The following is a 17,684-nucleotide window of genomic DNA, read 5'->3' as shown; positions in this document are numbered from 1 at the left end:
CTTCGACCGGCCAAGGATCGCCTGCGGGGCCCTTCCTTCGTACTCGTGGCGCTGCTGATTACCTTCGGCCTCGCGGGCTGCGCCACGCGTCCGGTCAATCCGCGGATCGAGCACTTCGATCCTGCGACGATGTACACGTTCCAGCGGCCTTCGGAGAACCAGGAGGATCGCCGGCATTTCGTCTTGCTTGCTTTTTCGGGCGGAGGCATGCGTGCGGCTGCATTCTCCTACGGCGTGCTGGAGACCCTGCGCGACATCGAGATCACCACCCCGAGCGGCCGCAAGGTCCGGGCTCTCGACGAAGTCGAGGTGATTACCGGCGTATCGGGCGGAAGCTTCACTGCGCTTGCCTACGGGCTCTACGGCGACAAGCTCTTCGACGATTACGAGAGGCGGTTTCTCAGGCGGGACGTGCAGGGCCAGCTGATCGCCCGCGTGCTGAATCCTTTTAACTGGGGCGCACTTGTTTCAACGGGGTGGGGCCGATCGGAGCTGGCCGCGGATCTCTACGACGAAGTGTTGTTCAACGGCGCGACCTACGCCGACCTGAAGCGTGACGGTCCGCAAATTGTCGTGAGCGCCACTGACCTGTCTGAGGGCACACGCATCGACTTCAACAAACCGACATTCGATATGTTGTGCACGGACTTGGGAGGTTTCCGCCTCGCCCGCGCGGCCGCGGCTTCCTCCGCCGTTCCGGTGGTCCTGTCGGCCATCACCATCGATAACCACGGCGGGACCTGCGATTACCGTCCCCCTGCGTGGACCAGGCTATTGCTCGACAATCCCGATCCTCCGCGACCCGCCGTACGCTCGATCAAACACTTGAATGAATTGCGAGCCTACAGCGACCAGTCGAGGCGACCCTACCTTCATCTTGTGGACGGCGGTATCTCCGACAATATCGGTTCTCGGGGTGTCCTGGATGTCCTATCGACGTTCGCCTCGCTCCACGCATTAGGCATGCCGACGCCGTTTGATCGCTTGCGCGAGGTCTTCGTTTTCGTTGTCAACTCGCTGGCAACTCCTCCCAACGACTGGAGCTTGCACGAAAACCCACCCGGCATGGTCGAGCTGCTCATTCAGACCGCTGGCGCACCGATCGATCGCTACTCGTATGACACCGTCGAGACGTTGAAGGATATGCAGGCCGGGTGGCAGGTATTACGGGTGGTGCGCACGGACATGAAGCCGATAGCGGAGGGAAATCCGAAGCTCGATTTCATCCTGCGGGCGCCGGACATCAACATCCACGTGATCGACGTGTCATTCGCCGTCCTGAAGGACTCGGCGGAGCGCGATTATCTGCACCGTTTGCCCACTTCGCTCGTTCTGCGAAGCGAAGCCGTTGATCGGCTTCGGGCCGCGGCGAGGACGGCAATCCTCGAATCGCCCGCCATTCGGGAGCTGATGAAGCAGGACATCGCGCGCATGGTCGGTAGTGGGCCGACATCGGCGGGCGCCGCGCAGATGGAGGTCGCGCCCGCGCGGGTGCCCGTGGACTAGCTGCACTGGTTCCTCCGACCCGCCACCCCACTGATGCATCGAGGCATCGTTGTCACGCGCTCTGGCTCACTTGGGAGTTGGAGTCGGTGACATCGGCCACAGCGAGATCGCGAACACGCTGCTCCCACAGTTCCCTTGCGAGGGTGAGCACCACCGGACTCCGTAGTCATGCAAAACTGGCCGTTTCGCGGCGGCCGTCCGGGCTGTATACGTTCGGGCGCGCAAGCTCACTGCGTGTTCGCAGGGGGTAGTGCCTCGGCGCCATCGAAAGCATGCTAAACGCCGCGCTGGTCGAAGTCATAAGCAGAGTGTCGGCATTGCGTCCCGATTTGGCTCGCCGGCAGGGGCCCGGACGCGGCGATGGCAGCGGTGCCGGCACGCCATGCGTGCCGAGCGTCTCGTCTGTGGCATCGGCACGGGCATTCGCCACCGAGTTCCCACGTATCGCAGACGTTTCGCTGACCACTCGGTGATTGGATGTGAGTACGCTACCCTCAGCATCACAAGAGTTCATTTGAATGGAGAAACGACCATGAACGCAACCTCAAATCCAACATCCTTGACCACCCCGACCGATGATCGAAGAGCGATTACGCCAAGCGCATCAAATGGGCCGAGCGCGCCTTCACCGAGCCAAGAGGCGCTTGAGCCAGCCGCCGCATCGCGTCAGGCAGGCGCGCTCGGCGCCCGACCCGGTCGGCGCATCGGCGACCGCGCCCTGTACGAGTCCGAATGGCTGGAAAGCGCGGATCGCATGACCAACGCCGCTATCGCCCACGCCACCGGTGGCATCTCGCCTACCTCCGTCGCGATGGACCTTTTCGGCTGGATGGCGCATCTGGCCAGTTCCCCCGGCAAGCAGTTCGAGCTCGGCCAGAAAGCCGTGCGGAAGGCGCTGCGTCTGGGGCGCTACGCCGCGACGTGTGCGGCCGACCCCGGCGCCGCGCCTTGCATCGAGCCACTGGCGCAAGACCATCGATTCGAGCATGAGGCCTGGCAGCGCTTTCCGTACAACGTCATCTATCAGGCCTTCCTTCTGGATCAGCAGTGGTGGCACAACGCCACGACCGGCGTCCGCGGAGTTTCCAAACACAACGAAGAGGCGGTCTCGTTCATCACGCGCCAAGTGCTCGACATGTTCTCGCCCTCAAACATTCCGTTCTTCAATCCCGAAATCGTGCAAACCACCCTCGCCGAGGGAGGCGCCAACCTGCTGCGCGGCGCGCAGAACTTCGCCGAGGACTTGCGGCGAGGTATCCGCGGCGAGCCGCCGGCCGGCACCGAGACATTCCAAGTCGGCAAGAATCTCGCCGTCACTCCCGGCAAGGTCGTCTACCGCAACCGCCTGATGGAGCTGATCCAGTACACGCCCACCACGGCGAGCGTTCAGCACGAACCGGTGCTGATGCAGTCGGCGTGGATGATGAAGTACTACATCCTGGACCTGTCGCCGCACAACTCACTGGTCAAATACCTCGTCGATCGCGGCCATACGGTGTTCATGATTTCGTGGCTCAACCCTGGGCCCGAGGACCGCGATCTGGGCCTGGAGGATTACCGCAAGCTTGGCACCATGGCGGCGATCGATGCCATTTCCGACATTCTGCCGGACCGCAAGATCCACGCCGTCGGTTACTGCCTGGGCGGCATTCTGCTGACCATCGCCGCGGCCGTCATGGCGCGCGACGGTGACGACCGTCTGGCCAGCGTCACCCTGTTCACCACCATGACCGACTTCACCGAGGTCGGCGAAATCAATGTCTTCATGGACGCCGGCGAGGTCACCATGCTCGAGGACATAATGTGGCAGAAGGGCTATCTCGATCACAAGCAGATCTCCGGCGGTTTTCAGTTGCTCAAGTCTGCCGACCTGATCTGGTCGAAGATGGTACGCGAGTACTACCTGGGAAATCGTGAACCGATGTTCGACCTAATGGCGTGGAACGCGGACGGCACACGCATGCCCTACCGCCAGCACTCCGAGGTTCTGCGCCGACTCTACGTCGATAACGAATTGTTCGAGGGCAAGTACATGGTCGGCGGGCGCGCCATCTCGATCAGCAACATCCACTGCCCGATTTTTGCCGTCGCCGCAGTGGCCGACCATGTCGCCCCCTGGCATTCGGTGTACAAGCTGCACCTGCAGAGCGACGCGACCGAACTCACCTTCGTGCTCACCAGCGGCGGCCATAACGTCGGCATCGTCAACGAGCCAGGCCGCCCGCGCCGCAAGTTTCAGATGGCCACCTGCAAGGAAGGCGAACGCTGCCTCGATGCCGAGACCTGGAAGGCGCAGACGCCGGTCACGCAAGGCTCGTGGTGGCCAGCCTGGGACCAGTGGCTGACGCAGCATTCGAGCGGCGGCGTTACGCCGCCGCTCATGGGCGCCCCGGACAAGGGCTATGAGCCGTTATGCGACGCGCCCGGGACCTACGTGTACCAGAAGTGACAGAACTGCCTGGGGAGATGGGCAACGGCATCGGAAAAGGCCGACGCGCTGAAGCCCTCGCCGAGACGTGCCGAATCTACGCTCCGTCGTATAGCGTACGGCCGTCCCGGCGCCGGAACCACGGTAGCCCATGATGAACTGCGATGAGAAGGAGTGACGGTCGTGACTGAAATGCTGGAGAACAGAACCTTCGATGAGATCAACGTCGGAGACGCGGCGAGCCTGACCTGGGCGCTGCAGGCAGAGAACCTTGAAACGTGGGCGGCCGTGACCGGAGACAGGAACCTGATGCGGGCATTCGACGTGGCGACCCGACAAGGCCCGGGCAGTGAAGCTACCGGCAACAGCATGTGGGTCGCGGGCTTGTTCGGAACGATTGTCGGCAACGAACTACCCGGTGTCGGCTCGGTGATCCGTTCGGTGAATCTAAGCTTGTGCGAACGGCCGCTGGCATTCGGAACCTCGGTAACCGCGACGGCCACGGTGACTTCGAAGGACGCGGCGCAGGGCACGGTGACACTGCAGTGTCGCTGCGTCGATGATCGAGGTACCGATTATGTCCAGGGCACCGTCGAGGTGGTCGCGCCCAGGCTAAAGATCAGGGAACCGCTCCGCGAGTTGCCTTCTGTTCAAGTTCGCCGGGAGGATCGCTTCCTTGAACTCCTGAGGCGCTGCGAGGGCATAGCGCCCGTCAATACGGCGGTGGTTCATCCGTGCAGTGACGATGCCCTGGTGGGGCCGATACAGGCCGCCGAGCGTGGCCTCATCAATCCGATTCTCATCGGGCCACCCGCGAAGATCCACTCGATCGCCGAGAAGGCGGGTCTCGACATCTCCGCCTACACCCTCGTCCCCGTGCAGCACAGTCACCAGGCCGCGGAGAGGGCGGTTGCCATGGTCAGGTCCGGAGAGGCTGAGCTGTTGATGAAAGGAAGCCTGCACACCGACGAGCTGTTGCACGAGGTGCTCATGCGCGACACGGGGATTCGCACGGAGCGACGGCTCAGTCACTGTTTCCTGCTGGCGGTGCCGACCTACGCCCGTCCCTTCATTCTCACGGATGCCGCCATAAACATCGCCCCGGATCTGATGGCGAAACGCGACATCTGCCGGAATGCCATCGATGTTGCGCATGCCATGGGAATCGCGCAACCGAAGGTCGCCATCCTGGCGGCGGTGGAGACCGTCAATCCGACAATGCAGGCGACGATCGATGCCGCAGCCCTGTGCAAGATGGCCGATCGCGGCCAGATCAAGGGCGCGATCGTAGACGGTCCGCTCGCCTTCGATAACGCCGCGGACGAGGGGGCCGCCCGCACCAAAGGCATCGTCTCAGCGGTGGCCGGCAAGGCCGACATCCTCGTCGTTCCGGACCTCGAGGCCGGCAACATGCTGGCCAAACAACTCACCTTCATGGCCAATGCCGAAGCGGCCGGCATCGTGGCAGGTGCCCGCGTACCGATCATCCTGACCAGCCGCGCCGATAGCGTGCAAACGCGCATGGCCTCGTGCGCCGTCGCAGCGCTGCTCGCCGACGCGAGGCGTAAGGGCATGGCTGGCCTGAAAGACGGAGACTAGATGCCATGACAAACGCCATCCTGGTTTTTAATGCGGGCTCTTCCAGCATCAAGTTTGCCGGCTATGCACAGACCGGGTCAGCGGAACTCGAGCTGCTGGGAAAGGGGCAGGTCGAAGGGCTTCGCACCGTGGCTCGCTTCGTCTGCGACAGTCCCGCCGGAGAACGGCTTGCCGAGCACAGGTGGTCGGGGCCGGTCAGTCATGCGCTGGCGCTGGATTACGTGATTCAGTGGATCGAAGCGAACGCGCCCAATATCAAGGTGACGGCGGCTGGCCACCGGGTGGTCTTCGGTGGCACGAGCTACACGGCGCCGACGCGCTTGTCCGATCAGGTCGTGGCCGAGCTCGACAGGCTGATTCCGTTCTTTCCGCTGCATCTGCCGCACAACCTGGCCGCCATCCGCGCTCTGGCGGAGCAGCATCCGACGCTGCCCCAGGTCGCGTGCTTCGACAACACGTTCCACCACACCTTGTTGCCCGTGGCCCAGTGGTTCGCCCTGCCACGCCGAATGTTCGAGCAAGGCATCCGCCGCTATGGCTTCCACGGTTTGTCCTACGAATACATCGCGACGAGGCTGCCGGAGTATGTGCCTGCCGGCTCACGTGTCGTGGTCGCCCATCTCGGGAGCGGCGCCAGCATGTGTGCGCTGCGCGATAGCCGGAGCATCGAGAGCACGCTCGGATTCAGCGGGCTCGATGGTCTTCCCATGGGAACGCGCCCAGGAGCGATAGATCCCGGCGTGCTGCTGTATTTGATGCAAACCCAGGGTATGGACGCCAAGGCGATCGAGAAGCTTCTCTACACCGAGTCCGGTTTGCTCGGTGTGTCGGGCATCAGCAATGACATGCGCGATCTTCTGACCAATGACGATCCCCGGGCCAGGGAGGCGATCGAGCTCTTCACCTATCACATCGCCAAGCAACTTGGAGCGCTCGCCGCGGTGCTCGAGGGATTGGATGCCATCGTATTCACTGCAGGCATCGGCGAGAAATCGCCGGAGATCCGCAAGCTGGTCTGCCAGCGTGCACGGTGGCTCGGGGTACGGCTGGACGAGGAGGCGAATGCAAGAGGTGGCCCGAGAATCAGCACTGCGGACAGTTCCGTGTCGGCTTGGGTCATCCCCACCGATGAGGAGCGAATGATCGCCATCCACACGCAGCGTACGCTCGCGACGCGTGGATAGGCTTGGGTTCCATGAGTTAATATTTTTGAGGAGAATGAGTGATGACACAACTGACTGCCACTGAACAGTTTTTTGAAGACCTCAAGGAGGATGTCAAAGGTTCTGCGGGCCCCCTTGAAGGCAAGAAGGCCTTGATCGTCGGCATCGCCAACGATCAGTCCATCGCCTATGGCTGCGCGCTCGCCTTCCGTGCCTTCGGCGCGGATATCGCGATGACCTATCTCAACGACAAGACCCAGAAGTACACACAGCCGCTGGCCGATCACCTCGGTGTCGGTCCGGCCCTGTATCTACCCTGCGACGTGCGCGTAGAGGGGCAACTGGAGGCTGTGTTCGAGGCCATCGGCAAGACCTGGGGGAAACTCGACATTGCCCTGCATTCCATCGCCTTCGCGCCGCGCGAGGATCTGCATGGCCGCGTTACCGATTGCTCGCGCGACGGTTTCCTGACCGCGATGGATGTCTCCTGCCACTCGTTCATCCGCATGGCTAAGCTGGCGGAGCCACTGATGAAGGACGGTGGAGCACTATTCACCATGAGCTATTACGGCGCGGAGAAGGTGGTCGAGCATTACAACGTGATGGGGCCCGTCAAGGCCGCGCTCGAGGCATCGGCACGGTACCTGGCGGACGAACTGGGACCGAAAGGAATTCGCGTCCATCCGATATCACCCGGCCCGATCCAGACCCGCGCCGCAACGGGAATCGATCGCTTCGACGAGTTGATGGAGACTGCCGCGCAACGCGCCCCCAGCCGCATGCTGGTCACAATCGAGGATGTAGGCATGGCGACGGCATTTCTCGCTTCGGATTTCGCGAAGCTCATTACCGGCGACACCATTCATGTCGACGGCGGTTACCATATCGTCGGCTGAGGGAAGAAGGGCCACGCAGCAACGCCGTGCTTCTCAACGGTCGCGAGAAGTGATCAAGCTCCGTAACACAACGGGTGTAACGATTCGCGCGACCCGCCCGGACGACAGGGAACGCTTGGTGAAGGCGTTTCGAGGGTTGGATCCCCGATCGATCTACCTGCGGTTCCTCTTTCACAAGAAAGTACAGTTCGAGGCAGATGTGCTCGCTGAGAACACGCCCATGCTGAACGTATTGCGCCACGGCGGTCTGTTTATGACCGAAAGTGAAGAGGATGACATCGTGCATGCGACGCTGTATCTCGCAAGGCTGGCATACCGAACTCGAGAGTGAACCTGGCCACGCGCTCCGCCGTGTAGGGCGCCTCAGACCCCTATTGCCCACCATACATCACCGCAGCAGCGCGAGTGGGTGATTGCAGAGCTGGACTAATGAACCAGGATCTCCTGATGGTGCTGGAGCGCGCGACGGTGCACTACCAGCCGATTATCGATCTCGATACCGGCGCTATTGCGGGTTTCGAAGCGTTGTTGCGGACCGTCGACGGCGACGGCAATGCGGGTTCGATCGACCCGGTCATCGAGCAGATCGAAAGCGATCCAGTGGTGCTCGATCGCCTGATGCGGCGGTTGCTAGGCATGATCAGTCGCGACGCGGTGCCACTGTGCGAACGCTACCCCGCTTTTTACGTCGGCGTGAACGTACCGCCGGCGATACTCGGCGCGAGAACGGCGCTCGGCGAGCCGGCGATGCGTGTCATGCTCGCTGAATTTGCCCTGGAACCCTATCTCGGCCGTCTTGTTTGCGAGATAACGGAGCGGCAGGCGCTCAGTGCGCAAGGGCGCGCCGCGCTCGAACTCGCGCGGCAGGTCGGGATCCGACTCGCGGTAGATGATGTCGGCACCGGGCACAGCGGCATTGCGCAAATGCTCGGCCTCACCATCGATGTCCTGAAGCTCGACCGCTCGCAGGTCGTGCTGCTGACCAAGGACGTGACAGCCGAGCGGCTAGTGCGGGACGAGGCGCTGACGCTGCTCGATCGCGTCGGCCTGGCCATGGACGAGGGCAAGGTCCTCGCACGCGCAACGCCGAGCGAATTCTTCGGCCGGCCCGAGCATCCGCGGCTGCGACAGTTCCTGTCGGACATCCGGACGCCATTCCCGGACGCGGCGTGAGCGTGGTGAATGACTAAGGGTCCGGCTGTTGCAGGAACCCCCGATCAGGAAAGCCATGACCGATTCCCTCCCTTACAGGGCGCATTCCGGCTTGCACGCCGGAATCGCTCGATGGGCACTTTCCATTGCGCTACAACCACAAGACCACAGGTTCGTTCAGAGAGAGCGGAATTCCTTCCCTACGAGATCGACTTTCGTGCCAAGCTGGCGGCGAACGGAAACGGACACTCGCTGTTCGATGGGCTGGAGCAGCGGTTGTATCAAATCTGCACGTGTTTGCCCGATAAACGACTGCCACTGAATGTCATTCGGAACCTCGATCGCCACTTTGACGCCCAGCTCGTGAATCTGATCGATGAGATCTTCGAGAGGTTGGGCCGATGCGAGAAGCAGGCGATCGAACTTGACGATGTCAGGTTGCAGCGCGCGCACCAGGGAAAGATCAATGGAACTTCGTCCAAAACCGCTGAGGGTGATGCCGTAGCCGCGTTGCCGGTAACTGACGACAGCCCGCGTGAAGTGATCCACGTTTTTCAATCCGTCGGCATCGAGTTCGAGCATGATCTGTTGGGGGGGAAGCCCGCAAGCGCGGAGAATCCCTTCGAACGCGAGGCCATGGTCGGTCGGCACGCTCATCACGTGGCGCCGGTTCACCTTGAGGAGAAGCGTGCTGCGAAGCGGGTGGGTGAGGTAGTTGAGGGTGTGCAGAGTTCGCACCAGACGATCGACGTAGACGAATTCCTGGTCATCCGCTGGAAGAACGAAGACAGCATCCGGGCTGACCGGGTTACCCGTACTCAGGCCATACACGCGCAAGGCCGCCGCATGTCCAAAAATGCCCTGGGAAGCGGTGGCGGTGATGGGAAGAAAAATTGATTCGAGGGCCAGATTGGCGACATGGACGAACGCACTTCCATCGCCCGAGACTCGAAACCTGGAAGCGAAACGTCCAGCAGGCAGCTGCTTGGTGTACTGGTTATTCAGATAACGAACGAGATCGGTCAGTGGCATCGGTCTTACTCCAGGAAATAATGTGGCAAGAGGATCTGGTGCGGGAAATGTCGGCGTGGAGCGAGATACACATGACAGCTACCTCCGGGGTAATTGATGGAGATCGGATGAAAAACTGTAGGACAACCGGCCATCCCGACAAACAATTTCTTTATCATTTATTTATCGGGCCGGAGTGATAAGTAAAGACATAAAACATCGTTTCCAAATGCTGGGGCACGGCCTATTCTGACAGATCAGGGGTAACCGTTTAGCCCCCTACGACATATACCAACTATGCTGCAGTGGTTGCAAGCGAGGGATGGTTTGGCTATGGTATCTCACCAGTGAGCGGGTAATCGTGTTCGTGAGGCAAGTGAGTGTACCTGAGCGACTTTGATCTTCAGCAGTGGGATGAGCAGAAGCTGATGGCGTTACCGGCGAAGCAGAAAGATGGCTTGCTGGTGAAGTTGCTGTGGGATTTGAAAGAGGCGCGGGAGCGGCTCAAGGCGAACTCCCAGACCAGTTCTCGGCCACCCCGCAGTGACCCTCCGTGGCACAGCACAAACTCTGGGGATGAGGATTCGGAAGCGGCCGGGGAGGCAGATGGTGCGGTTGATCCCGAAGCGCAGGGCAGCGGCAGCGCCGCGAACGCGGCGGCGAATGCAGAGCCGAACGGCGTCGGGGCACCGGCTGAGGGGAAGAAGCCTTTGAGTGCGACGGCCGGGAAGCCCAAGAAAGCCGGTCGGCGTCCGGGGGCAGCGGGCCATAGCCGGCAGGTGAGTTTGCCGGTGAGCGACACCGTGATCCACGCGCCGGAATTCTGCGCGGGCTGCGATGAGGCGCTGGATCCGGCCGGGTTCATCGCGTGCAACGGCTTGTATGTCCTGGATATCGAGGCCGAGCCGAGTGCGGGGCTACGTGGCTTACGGGTACGCCACGACAAGCATGTCTACGGTGAGATAAGCTGTGGCCACTGTGGGCATGTCAACCGCAGCGAACCCGGCCGCTGTCCCGCCGAACCCGGGTGGACCGTAGGACTGAGCGAATGGCATCTCGTCGGACCGCTGTTAGTGAGCCTGCTGGTGTGCCTATCGCACCGTATGCACCTGTCGCGGCGGCGGACGCAAGAATTTTTGCGGGACTGGCTGGGCATCGCGCTCTCCACCAGCACGATCAACCAGTGTATTCATGAAGCCGGTCGGGCGGTCGAGCCGATCGAAGCGCAGTGGGTGGAAGAACTGCAGCAGGAAGTGCTGGCCTATGCCGATGAAACGCCGTGGAAGGAATGGGGCCAGTTACTATGGCTGTGGGTGATCATCACGCCGACGATCTGCCTGTACTTCATTGGCTACCGCAGCAAGGAGATTCTGGCGAACGTCCTAGGCGAGGGGTTTGTCGGCTGGCTGATGAGCGATGGCTACTGCGTCTATCGCCGATTCCAGAAGCGGCTGCGCTGTTGGGCGCACCTGTTGCGCAAGGCCGAGGGACTCAAAGAAAGCCTGAGCACCGAGGCGCGGGCCTTTGGAGAGGCCACCCACGGCCTGCTCAGCGACCTGATCACTGCGATTTACCAAGCACGTGAAGGCCCTCCGGTCGATCTCACGCCTCGCTTCCGCGACCGCTTGGACGCCTTCCGTCGGCTATGCGAAGAGCACCGGGATTCGGCTCATGAGAAAACCCGTGCGCTGGCGCGCGAATTTCTCTACGACTGGGAGGCGGTCTGGATCGTCGTCGCCCATCCCTATCTGCCGTTCACCAACAACGAGGCCGAACGGGCCTTGCGGCACTGGGTCATCGCCCGGCTCATCAGCCAAGGCACCCGTACCGAGCAGGGTACCCGTGCCTTTGCCCTGTTGGCCAGTGTCATCGACACCTGCCGGCGTCGCCACATCTTGCCCTGGCCCTACCTGGCCAAGGTGGTCGCCGAGCGGCGTAAAGGCAACGCAGCGCCCCTGCTACCGGCTGCTGCCTGATTTTTGGTAGTGGTCGTCGGGGAGGCTAAACGGTTACGATCAGGGAGAGTCTCCCATGTGCGCAAATCGTCATTGGTGACGAGCTGGCGGACCTTGTCTACAGCGCTGTCGCGGATAAACAAATCACGACCGAACCAATAAGGTAGTAAGACAAAGATCGTTGCCGTTGGTGGTCTAAGCGCTAAATTGGACTTCCCTTGTTCATTCGGAGGTCAACCATGAGTTACTTTGTCGACAGCAGCAAGCTCAGCGGCTACGGGAGTCTTCTCTTCCAATGCCGGCGGCGGTTGGGAGTTCCCGCTGTTGTTGGTCGCCATCGCGGTGGTCCAAGGGCTGATCGGTGACGGTGCCTATTCGATCAGCCAGCTTGTCCGGCTTTTCGGTCGTCAGGAGGTGAGCCACGCCTGAGTCGGGCCAGGGCATGCGCAAAAAGGCCCCGAGGGTGCCTTGGGGCCTATTTCTTTGCCCGGGCTGGGCATCAGCGGTCTGGTTTGATGCGCAGCCTGCGTGGGCCTCGACTCGGGCATAAGCAAAGCAGGGAATCTTCGTTTGTCCCGCACCTGCTGCTGCCTACAATCGGTTTCCTTTGAGCAGGAGAAACCGCAATGGCAGCAAAGACCGAACGTATGACGCCGTCCGAGGCATTTGTCGAGACACTGGTGGCCAACGGAGTCAGGGACGTTTTCGGGATCGTCGGATCCGCGTACATGGATGCTCACGACCTGTTTCCCTTGGCCGGAATCCGCTTCATCTCGGTGGCCCACGAACAGAACGCCGCGCACATGGCCGACGGCTACGCCCGTGCCACTGGTCGGCACGGGGTGTGCATCGGCCAGAACGGGCCGGGGGTCACCAATTTCGTCACCGCCATCGCTGCTGCCTACTGGGCCCATTCGCCGGTGGTGGCAATCACCCCTGAAGCCGGCAGTCTGACGGCAGGACTCGGCGGTTTTCAGGAAACCGATCAGTTGCCGATCTTCTCGAAAATCACCCGCTGGCAGGCACAGGTCAATAGCCCGCAGCGTATCGCCGAACTGACCGGGCGTGCCTTCCACTACGCGCTGCATGAACGCGGGCCGACGCAGGTGAACATTCCCCGCGATCACTTCTACGGCGAGATCGAAACGGTGATTCCGCAACCCTTTGCCGTAAATCGCGGCGCCGGCGATCGTGATGCCATCGCGACCGCGGCGCGCCTGCTCGCCGACGCCAGCTTCCCGGTGATCATCGCCGGCGGCGGCGTCGCCATCGCCGATGGCGTTGGCGAACTGCAACGACTGGCCCAGCATCTTTCTGCGGCGGTCGTCAACTCCTACCTGCACAACGACACCTTCCCCAGCAGCCATGAACTGGCTGCCGGCCCACTCGGCTACCAGGGTTCGCAGGCGGCGATGAAACTGCTGGCCCGGGCGGATGTGGTGCTCGCCCTGGGCACCCGCCTCGGTCCCTTCGGCACCCTGCCCCAGTACGGCCTCGACTACTGGCCGCAGGGCGCAAAGATCATCCAGGTGGATATTGATCTGCGGGCTCTCGGTCTGGTCAAACCGGTCGAGATCGCCATCAATGGCGATGCCAGGGCGGCGGCGGCGGCGATTGCCGAAGAATTGCGCCGCCTGCAGGGCGAGCGACCGCGGAACGGGGAGCGGATTGCCATGATTGCCGCCGAAAAAGCGGCCTGGGCCGAGACTCTGGTACGCCAGGCGGGTGCCAATCAAACCGGCCGCGTCGATCCCAGGCGCGCGCTGACGGCCCTGGCCAGGGCGCGTCCGGCGAACGCCATGGTCGCTACCGACATAGGCAACGTCTGCTCTATCGCCAACAGCTATCTCGAGTTCGAGGAAGCCAATTCCTTCTTCGCCGCCATGGCCTTCGGCAACTGTGGCTACGCGTATCCGACGGCACTCGGAGCCAAGGTCGGGCGGCCGGATCGCCCTTCCATCGCCTATGTCGGCGACGGCGCCTGGGGCATGAGCCTGGCCGAGGTGATGACGGCCGTACGCGAGAAAATTCCGGTGGTGGCGGTGGTTTTCGACAACGGCCAATGGGGTGCCGAAAAGCGCAATCAGATCGATTACTTCGACAGTCGTTTTCTGGGTACCGAACTGGACAACCCGGATTTTGCCGAGGTTGCGCGCGCCATGGGCGCGCAGGGCCTCACCGTCGAGCACGAGGACCAGGTCGGTGATGCCCTGCTGGCGGCGATTGCCTCTAACCAGCCGATGGTGATCAACCTTCGCCTGACCCAGGCCCTCGGCGACCCTTTCCGACGTGACGCCTTCAAGCCCCCGCGGCGACTGTTGGCCAAGTACGCTGCGTACAGCGCCAGGAATTGAGATGAGTCCTTCCTGGCCCGCCGTGGGCCCGTCCCTTGTCAGGAAAACAGGGGCAGGCAGTTTGTGCTTTGTGAGAGTCATCACCCATGAACATCAGGCAATTGCAGTCCTACTTCGAGCAGTGGAACGAGCTCCGCGACACTCGCCCGTGTGCTCTGCAGTTTGACGATGGTGGCGCCTACGGACACTTCGGTGATCTGCGCTTGTACAGCGTCTTTCAACCGATCGTTTCGCGACTCGATGGACACACGGCAGCCCACGAGGCACTGCTGCGCGCGCGTAGCTCAAGGAACGTCGCCATCACTCCAACGGCGGCGTTTGCACTGCCCAAAACACCAGCGGCCGTGGTCCACCTGGATCGCCTCTGCCGAATGGTGCACGCGGTGAACTTCTTTCTTCTGGGTGAGCAACGCGGCAACCTGTTTCTCAATGTCGATTTCCGCCATGTGCTGAGCGTCGAATCAGGCGATCACGGGCGCACCATGGAGATGCTGCTTGGTTATTGCGGCTTGACCCCGACGCAGGTCGTCCTGGAGGTCATCGAATCGCATATCGACAACCTTGCGTTGCTTGAACAAGCGATCCTTGCGTACCGCCGGCGTGGTTTTCGTGTCGCCATCGACGACTTTGGCGCGCAGGACTCCAACTTCGACCGGCTGTGGCGGCTGACCCCCGACGTCGTCAAGATCGATCGCACGCTGGTCGTCGAGGCGACGAGAAACTCAAGGGCACGGCGCATCCTGCCGAAGATCGTGGACATCATTCACGAGCTCGGTGCTAACGTCGTTTGCGAAGGCATCGAAACATGTTTGCAGGACGAACTGGCTCGCGATTCGGGAGCCGACCTGCTACAGGGATTCCTCTATGGAAGACCGTCCTTCCAGGCACCAATCGATCGGAGAAGTGATGAATCATGCTGGCCCGTCCTTGGCGAGCATTCGGAATACCTCCCTGATTGACAACTCGTAGGTCATGCCTTCGGACGAACTCGACCTTGAACTGATCAGGTGAGCGGTTGAAGAACAGCGCCTGGCAGGCCGATTCTCACCCTTGTTCTATAAGCTTTCCCGGCGACTTCTGATATTTATTGCAGAAATAAATGGTTCGCCGACGACAGGCCGGTCCCTAGACTCTATCGGGCAGGCATTTTCCGATCCTTCCACAGTCCCTATAGGAGTATTCCCATGGCCAAATCCGAAAACCCCGTTCCCGGCTACAAACACCTGCTCATCGAACCGTACACTCCCAGCCTCGGTGCGGTGGTGCACGACTTTAATCTTGCAGAGATCGAAAATGCCGGCGCGCGCGACGAATTGCGCAAGGCACTGGCCGAGTTCCAGGTTCTCTTCTTCCGCAAGCAGAGACTGAGCCCGGCCGAGCAGGTGGCCGTCGCCCGCGTCTTCGGCGATCCTGACAAAGCCAAGGCCTTTTTCCCGCGGCATGAAACACAGAAATTTATCGAGGTGCTCGAAACCAGACCAGGCGTCACTCGCTATGGCACCGATCAGTGGCACGCCGATATCACCTTTGTCGCCAATCCGCCGACGGGTACGGTTCTCTACTCCCATATTGTTCCCGAGTCTGGTGGCGATACCGTCTGGGCCAGTGCGACTGCGGTCTATGATTCGCTGCCGCGTTCGCTGCAGGCCTATCTCGAAGAACTGGAAGCGATTCACAGCTTCGAGCACAGTGGCTGGCCGCAATATTTTGCCGCACTGCCCGATGGTGAAGCGTTTTATCGGAAGGCGAGGAGCGAACATCTGCCGGTGGTGCACCCCGTAGTTCGTACGCATCCGCTGACCGGCAGGAAGCTCGTCTATGTCAACCCGAATTTCACGGATCGTATCAGGGGCCTTCCGCGCCAAGAAAGCGACGCCCTGCTGACGCTGCTCTTCGCACGCTTCCAGCGCCCGGAATTCCAGGCGCGATTGCGTTGGCAAAAGAACACCCTGGCCGTCTGGGACAACCGTGCCACCGTCCACTACGCGGTCAGCGACTACGGTGACCAGCACCGCCTGCTGCACCGGGTGACCTTTGGCGAAGAGCAGGCTTTCTGATCAGGCGTCACTGCACCTCCACACCTCTGTGATCAAGCTGCTGGAAAGGGCCGGCCTCAAGTTCGGCGACATCGAGGTAGTCTACCTGCCACCGGCAGACGCTCGTGCAGCCTTCGAAAGTGGCCGTGTCGATGCCTGGTCGATCTGGGATCCCTTCCTGGCAGCGAGCGAGAAGCAATTGGGTGCACGCGTGCTGGCCGACGGCAGGGGTGTTGTCGCCAATCACCAGTTTTATCTCGCGGCACGTTCGTTCGCCGAAAGATACCCGGAGGTGCTGCACGTCCTGATCGAGGAGATCGACCGGATCGACCAGTGGGGTAGGCTCAATCCGAAGGAAGTAGCAAGGTTTCTCGCTCCGCAAATCGGTATCGATCTGCCGATTGTTGAACTTGCTGCCCAGCGCCTCAGCTACGGCGTCAAACCAGTAAGCGAGGAAGTTCTGGCGCAGCAACAGAAGATTGCTGACACCTTCTACGAATTGAAGCTAGTGCCCAAGCAGGTCCGAGTTTCCGATGCGGCATGGCAGGCTGGGAAGAAGAAATAGAGAAAGGGCAGCAGGAGTGCGATAGCTGCAATGGCATCGGCCCGCGTAAGCGGGCCGATGCCATTTTCGGTCGTTCGACCGAGACCGTATAGCGTGTCGTTGGCGATTTCCAGCGCCTCCGCTTCGTCCTTGAAAGTGGTCACCGCGAGCACCGGCCCGAAAATTTCCTCCTGGAAGATGCGCATCTTGTTGTGGCCCTTGAACAGCGTCGGTTGGACGTAGTAGCCGTCCTCCAGGTCACCGCCCAGGTGGGCACGCTCACCGCCGATCAGCAGTTCGGCGCCTTCCTGCCTGCCGAGATCGAGGTAGTAAAAGATGTTGGGCGACTTGCCGCCGAGTTCCAGTGTGGCCGGGATGAAGTTGTTGGCGGCGGCCTGGGCAATGACTCGGCCGGTGGTGGTCGAACCGGTAAAGGCGATCTTGGCGATGCGGCGGCTGGTGGCGAGCGGCAGGCCGGCTTCACGGCCGTAGCCATTGACGATATTGAGCACGCCGGGCGGCAGCAGGTCGGCGATCAGCCCGGCCAGGATCAGGATGCTGATCGGCGTCGACTCGGCCGGTTTGAGCACCACGCAGTTGCCGGCGCCGATGGCCGGGGCGAGCTTCCAGGCGGCCATCAGGATCGGGAAGTTCCACGGGATGATCTGGCCGACGACGCCGAGTGGTTCGTGGAAGTGGTAGGCGACGGTGTGCTCGTCGATCTCGCTGATCCCGCCCTCCTGCGCGCGCAGGCAGCCGGCGAAATAGCGGAAGTGGTCAATGGTGAGCGGGATGTCGGCATTCAGTGTTTCGCGCATCGGCTTGCCGTTATCCACCGTCTCGGCGTAGGCGAGGATTTCGAGTCGAGATTGGCGAATACTCTTCGTCGGTGCGCTTGCCGTTCAGGCGAGGAGTGCGACGGCCTTGATCTGCGCCTTCAGCGCCAGACCGGGCCGGATTTCCAGCCTTGCCGCCGAACGGCGGGTGATGCGGGCAAGCAGCGGCTCGCCGGCGACAAAGTGGCGAGAAGGGAGTTGGAC

Annotated in this window: 14 protein-coding genes and 1 pseudogene; 12 read left to right on the top strand and 3 right to left on the bottom strand. The window is 61.6% G+C overall.

Annotated features, from left to right (window positions below):
* The first annotated feature begins 45 nt into the window (after positions 1–45).
* The 7 genes from V5B59_RS08830 to V5B59_RS08800 all read left to right on the top strand — a co-directional run bounded on the left by V5B59_RS08830 (position 46) and on the right by V5B59_RS08800 (position 8,765).
* Positions 46–1,506 carry a patatin-like phospholipase family protein gene (locus V5B59_RS08830; RefSeq protein ID WP_169069452.1) on the top strand — a complete coding sequence of 487 codons (1,461 nt, stop codon included), beginning with the start codon at positions 46–48 and terminating at the stop codon, positions 1,504–1,506.
* A gap of 532 nt (positions 1,507–2,038) precedes the next feature.
* On the top strand, positions 2,039–3,955 hold the full coding sequence (locus tag V5B59_RS08825) for a PHA/PHB synthase family protein (RefSeq protein ID WP_256435953.1): 1,917 nt from the start codon (positions 2,039–2,041) through the stop codon (positions 3,953–3,955).
* A 171-nt stretch (positions 3,956–4,126) separates the two neighbouring features.
* Positions 4,127–5,533, top strand: a complete 1,407-nt coding sequence (locus V5B59_RS08820; protein WP_169069508.1) for a bifunctional enoyl-CoA hydratase/phosphate acetyltransferase — start codon at positions 4,127–4,129, stop codon at positions 5,531–5,533.
* A 5-nt stretch (positions 5,534–5,538) separates the two neighbouring features.
* Positions 5,539–6,717, top strand: coding sequence for an acetate/propionate family kinase (locus tag V5B59_RS08815; RefSeq protein ID WP_169069451.1), 1,179 nt, complete (start codon positions 5,539–5,541; stop codon positions 6,715–6,717).
* Positions 6,718–6,758: 41 nt separating this feature from the next.
* Positions 6,759–7,592 carry an enoyl-ACP reductase FabI gene (fabI, locus tag V5B59_RS08810; protein ID WP_169069450.1) on the top strand — a complete coding sequence of 278 codons (834 nt, stop codon included), beginning with the start codon at positions 6,759–6,761 and terminating at the stop codon, positions 7,590–7,592.
* A gap of 49 nt (positions 7,593–7,641) precedes the next feature.
* Positions 7,642–7,923, top strand: a complete 282-nt coding sequence (locus tag V5B59_RS08805) for a hypothetical protein (RefSeq protein ID WP_169069449.1) — start codon at positions 7,642–7,644, stop codon at positions 7,921–7,923.
* A 116-nt stretch (positions 7,924–8,039) separates the two neighbouring features.
* The gene (locus tag V5B59_RS08800) at positions 8,040–8,765 is read left to right on the top strand and encodes an EAL domain-containing protein (protein WP_169069448.1); all 726 of its coding nucleotides are present in this window, start codon (positions 8,040–8,042) and stop codon (positions 8,763–8,765) included.
* A 156-nt stretch (positions 8,766–8,921) separates the two neighbouring features.
* Here the strand turns inward: V5B59_RS08800 and V5B59_RS08795 are convergent, their stop codons facing one another.
* Positions 8,922–9,776, bottom strand: a complete 855-nt coding sequence (locus tag V5B59_RS08795) for an EAL domain-containing protein (protein WP_324600152.1) — start codon at positions 9,774–9,776, stop codon at positions 8,922–8,924.
* A gap of 359 nt (positions 9,777–10,135) precedes the next feature.
* Between V5B59_RS08795 and tnpC the strand changes: the two genes are divergently transcribed.
* The 5 genes from tnpC to V5B59_RS08770 all read left to right on the top strand — a co-directional run bounded on the left by tnpC (position 10,136) and on the right by V5B59_RS08770 (position 16,665).
* The gene (gene tnpC / locus V5B59_RS08790) at positions 10,136–11,731 is read left to right on the top strand and encodes an IS66 family transposase (RefSeq protein ID WP_332351632.1); all 1,596 of its coding nucleotides are present in this window, start codon (positions 10,136–10,138) and stop codon (positions 11,729–11,731) included.
* Positions 11,732–12,336: 605 nt separating this feature from the next.
* Positions 12,337–14,064, top strand: coding sequence for a sulfoacetaldehyde acetyltransferase (xsc, locus tag V5B59_RS08785; protein ID WP_332351811.1), 1,728 nt, complete (start codon positions 12,337–12,339; stop codon positions 14,062–14,064).
* An 86-nt stretch (positions 14,065–14,150) separates the two neighbouring features.
* The gene (locus tag V5B59_RS08780; protein WP_332351810.1) at positions 14,151–15,023 is read left to right on the top strand and encodes an EAL domain-containing protein; all 873 of its coding nucleotides are present in this window, start codon (positions 14,151–14,153) and stop codon (positions 15,021–15,023) included.
* Positions 15,024–15,248: 225 nt separating this feature from the next.
* Positions 15,249–16,121, top strand: coding sequence for a TauD/TfdA dioxygenase family protein (locus V5B59_RS08775; RefSeq protein ID WP_332351809.1), 873 nt, complete (start codon positions 15,249–15,251; stop codon positions 16,119–16,121).
* Between the two features lie 28 nt (positions 16,122–16,149).
* The gene (locus V5B59_RS08770) at positions 16,150–16,665 is read left to right on the top strand and encodes an ABC transporter substrate-binding protein (protein ID WP_324600148.1); all 516 of its coding nucleotides are present in this window, start codon (positions 16,150–16,152) and stop codon (positions 16,663–16,665) included.
* A 77-nt stretch (positions 16,666–16,742) separates the two neighbouring features.
* Here V5B59_RS08770 and V5B59_RS08765 read toward each other — a convergent pair.
* A pseudogene (locus V5B59_RS08765) lies at positions 16,743–17,516 on the bottom strand (aldehyde dehydrogenase family protein); the annotation flags it as partial.
* Positions 17,517–17,546: 30 nt separating this feature from the next.
* The gene (locus V5B59_RS08760) at positions 17,547–17,645 is read right to left on the bottom strand and encodes a TOBE domain-containing protein (protein ID WP_408612950.1); all 99 of its coding nucleotides are present in this window, start codon (positions 17,643–17,645) and stop codon (positions 17,547–17,549) included.
* Positions 17,646–17,684: the final 39 nt, after the last annotated feature.

Origin of the sequence: Candidatus Accumulibacter contiguus (assembly GCF_036625285.1) — a bacterium.
Taxonomy (GTDB): Bacteria; Pseudomonadota; Gammaproteobacteria; order Burkholderiales; family Rhodocyclaceae; genus Accumulibacter; species Accumulibacter contiguus.
The sequence above is the reverse complement of the archived record's forward strand: the minus strand, read 5'-3'. Positions and strand labels throughout refer to the sequence as shown.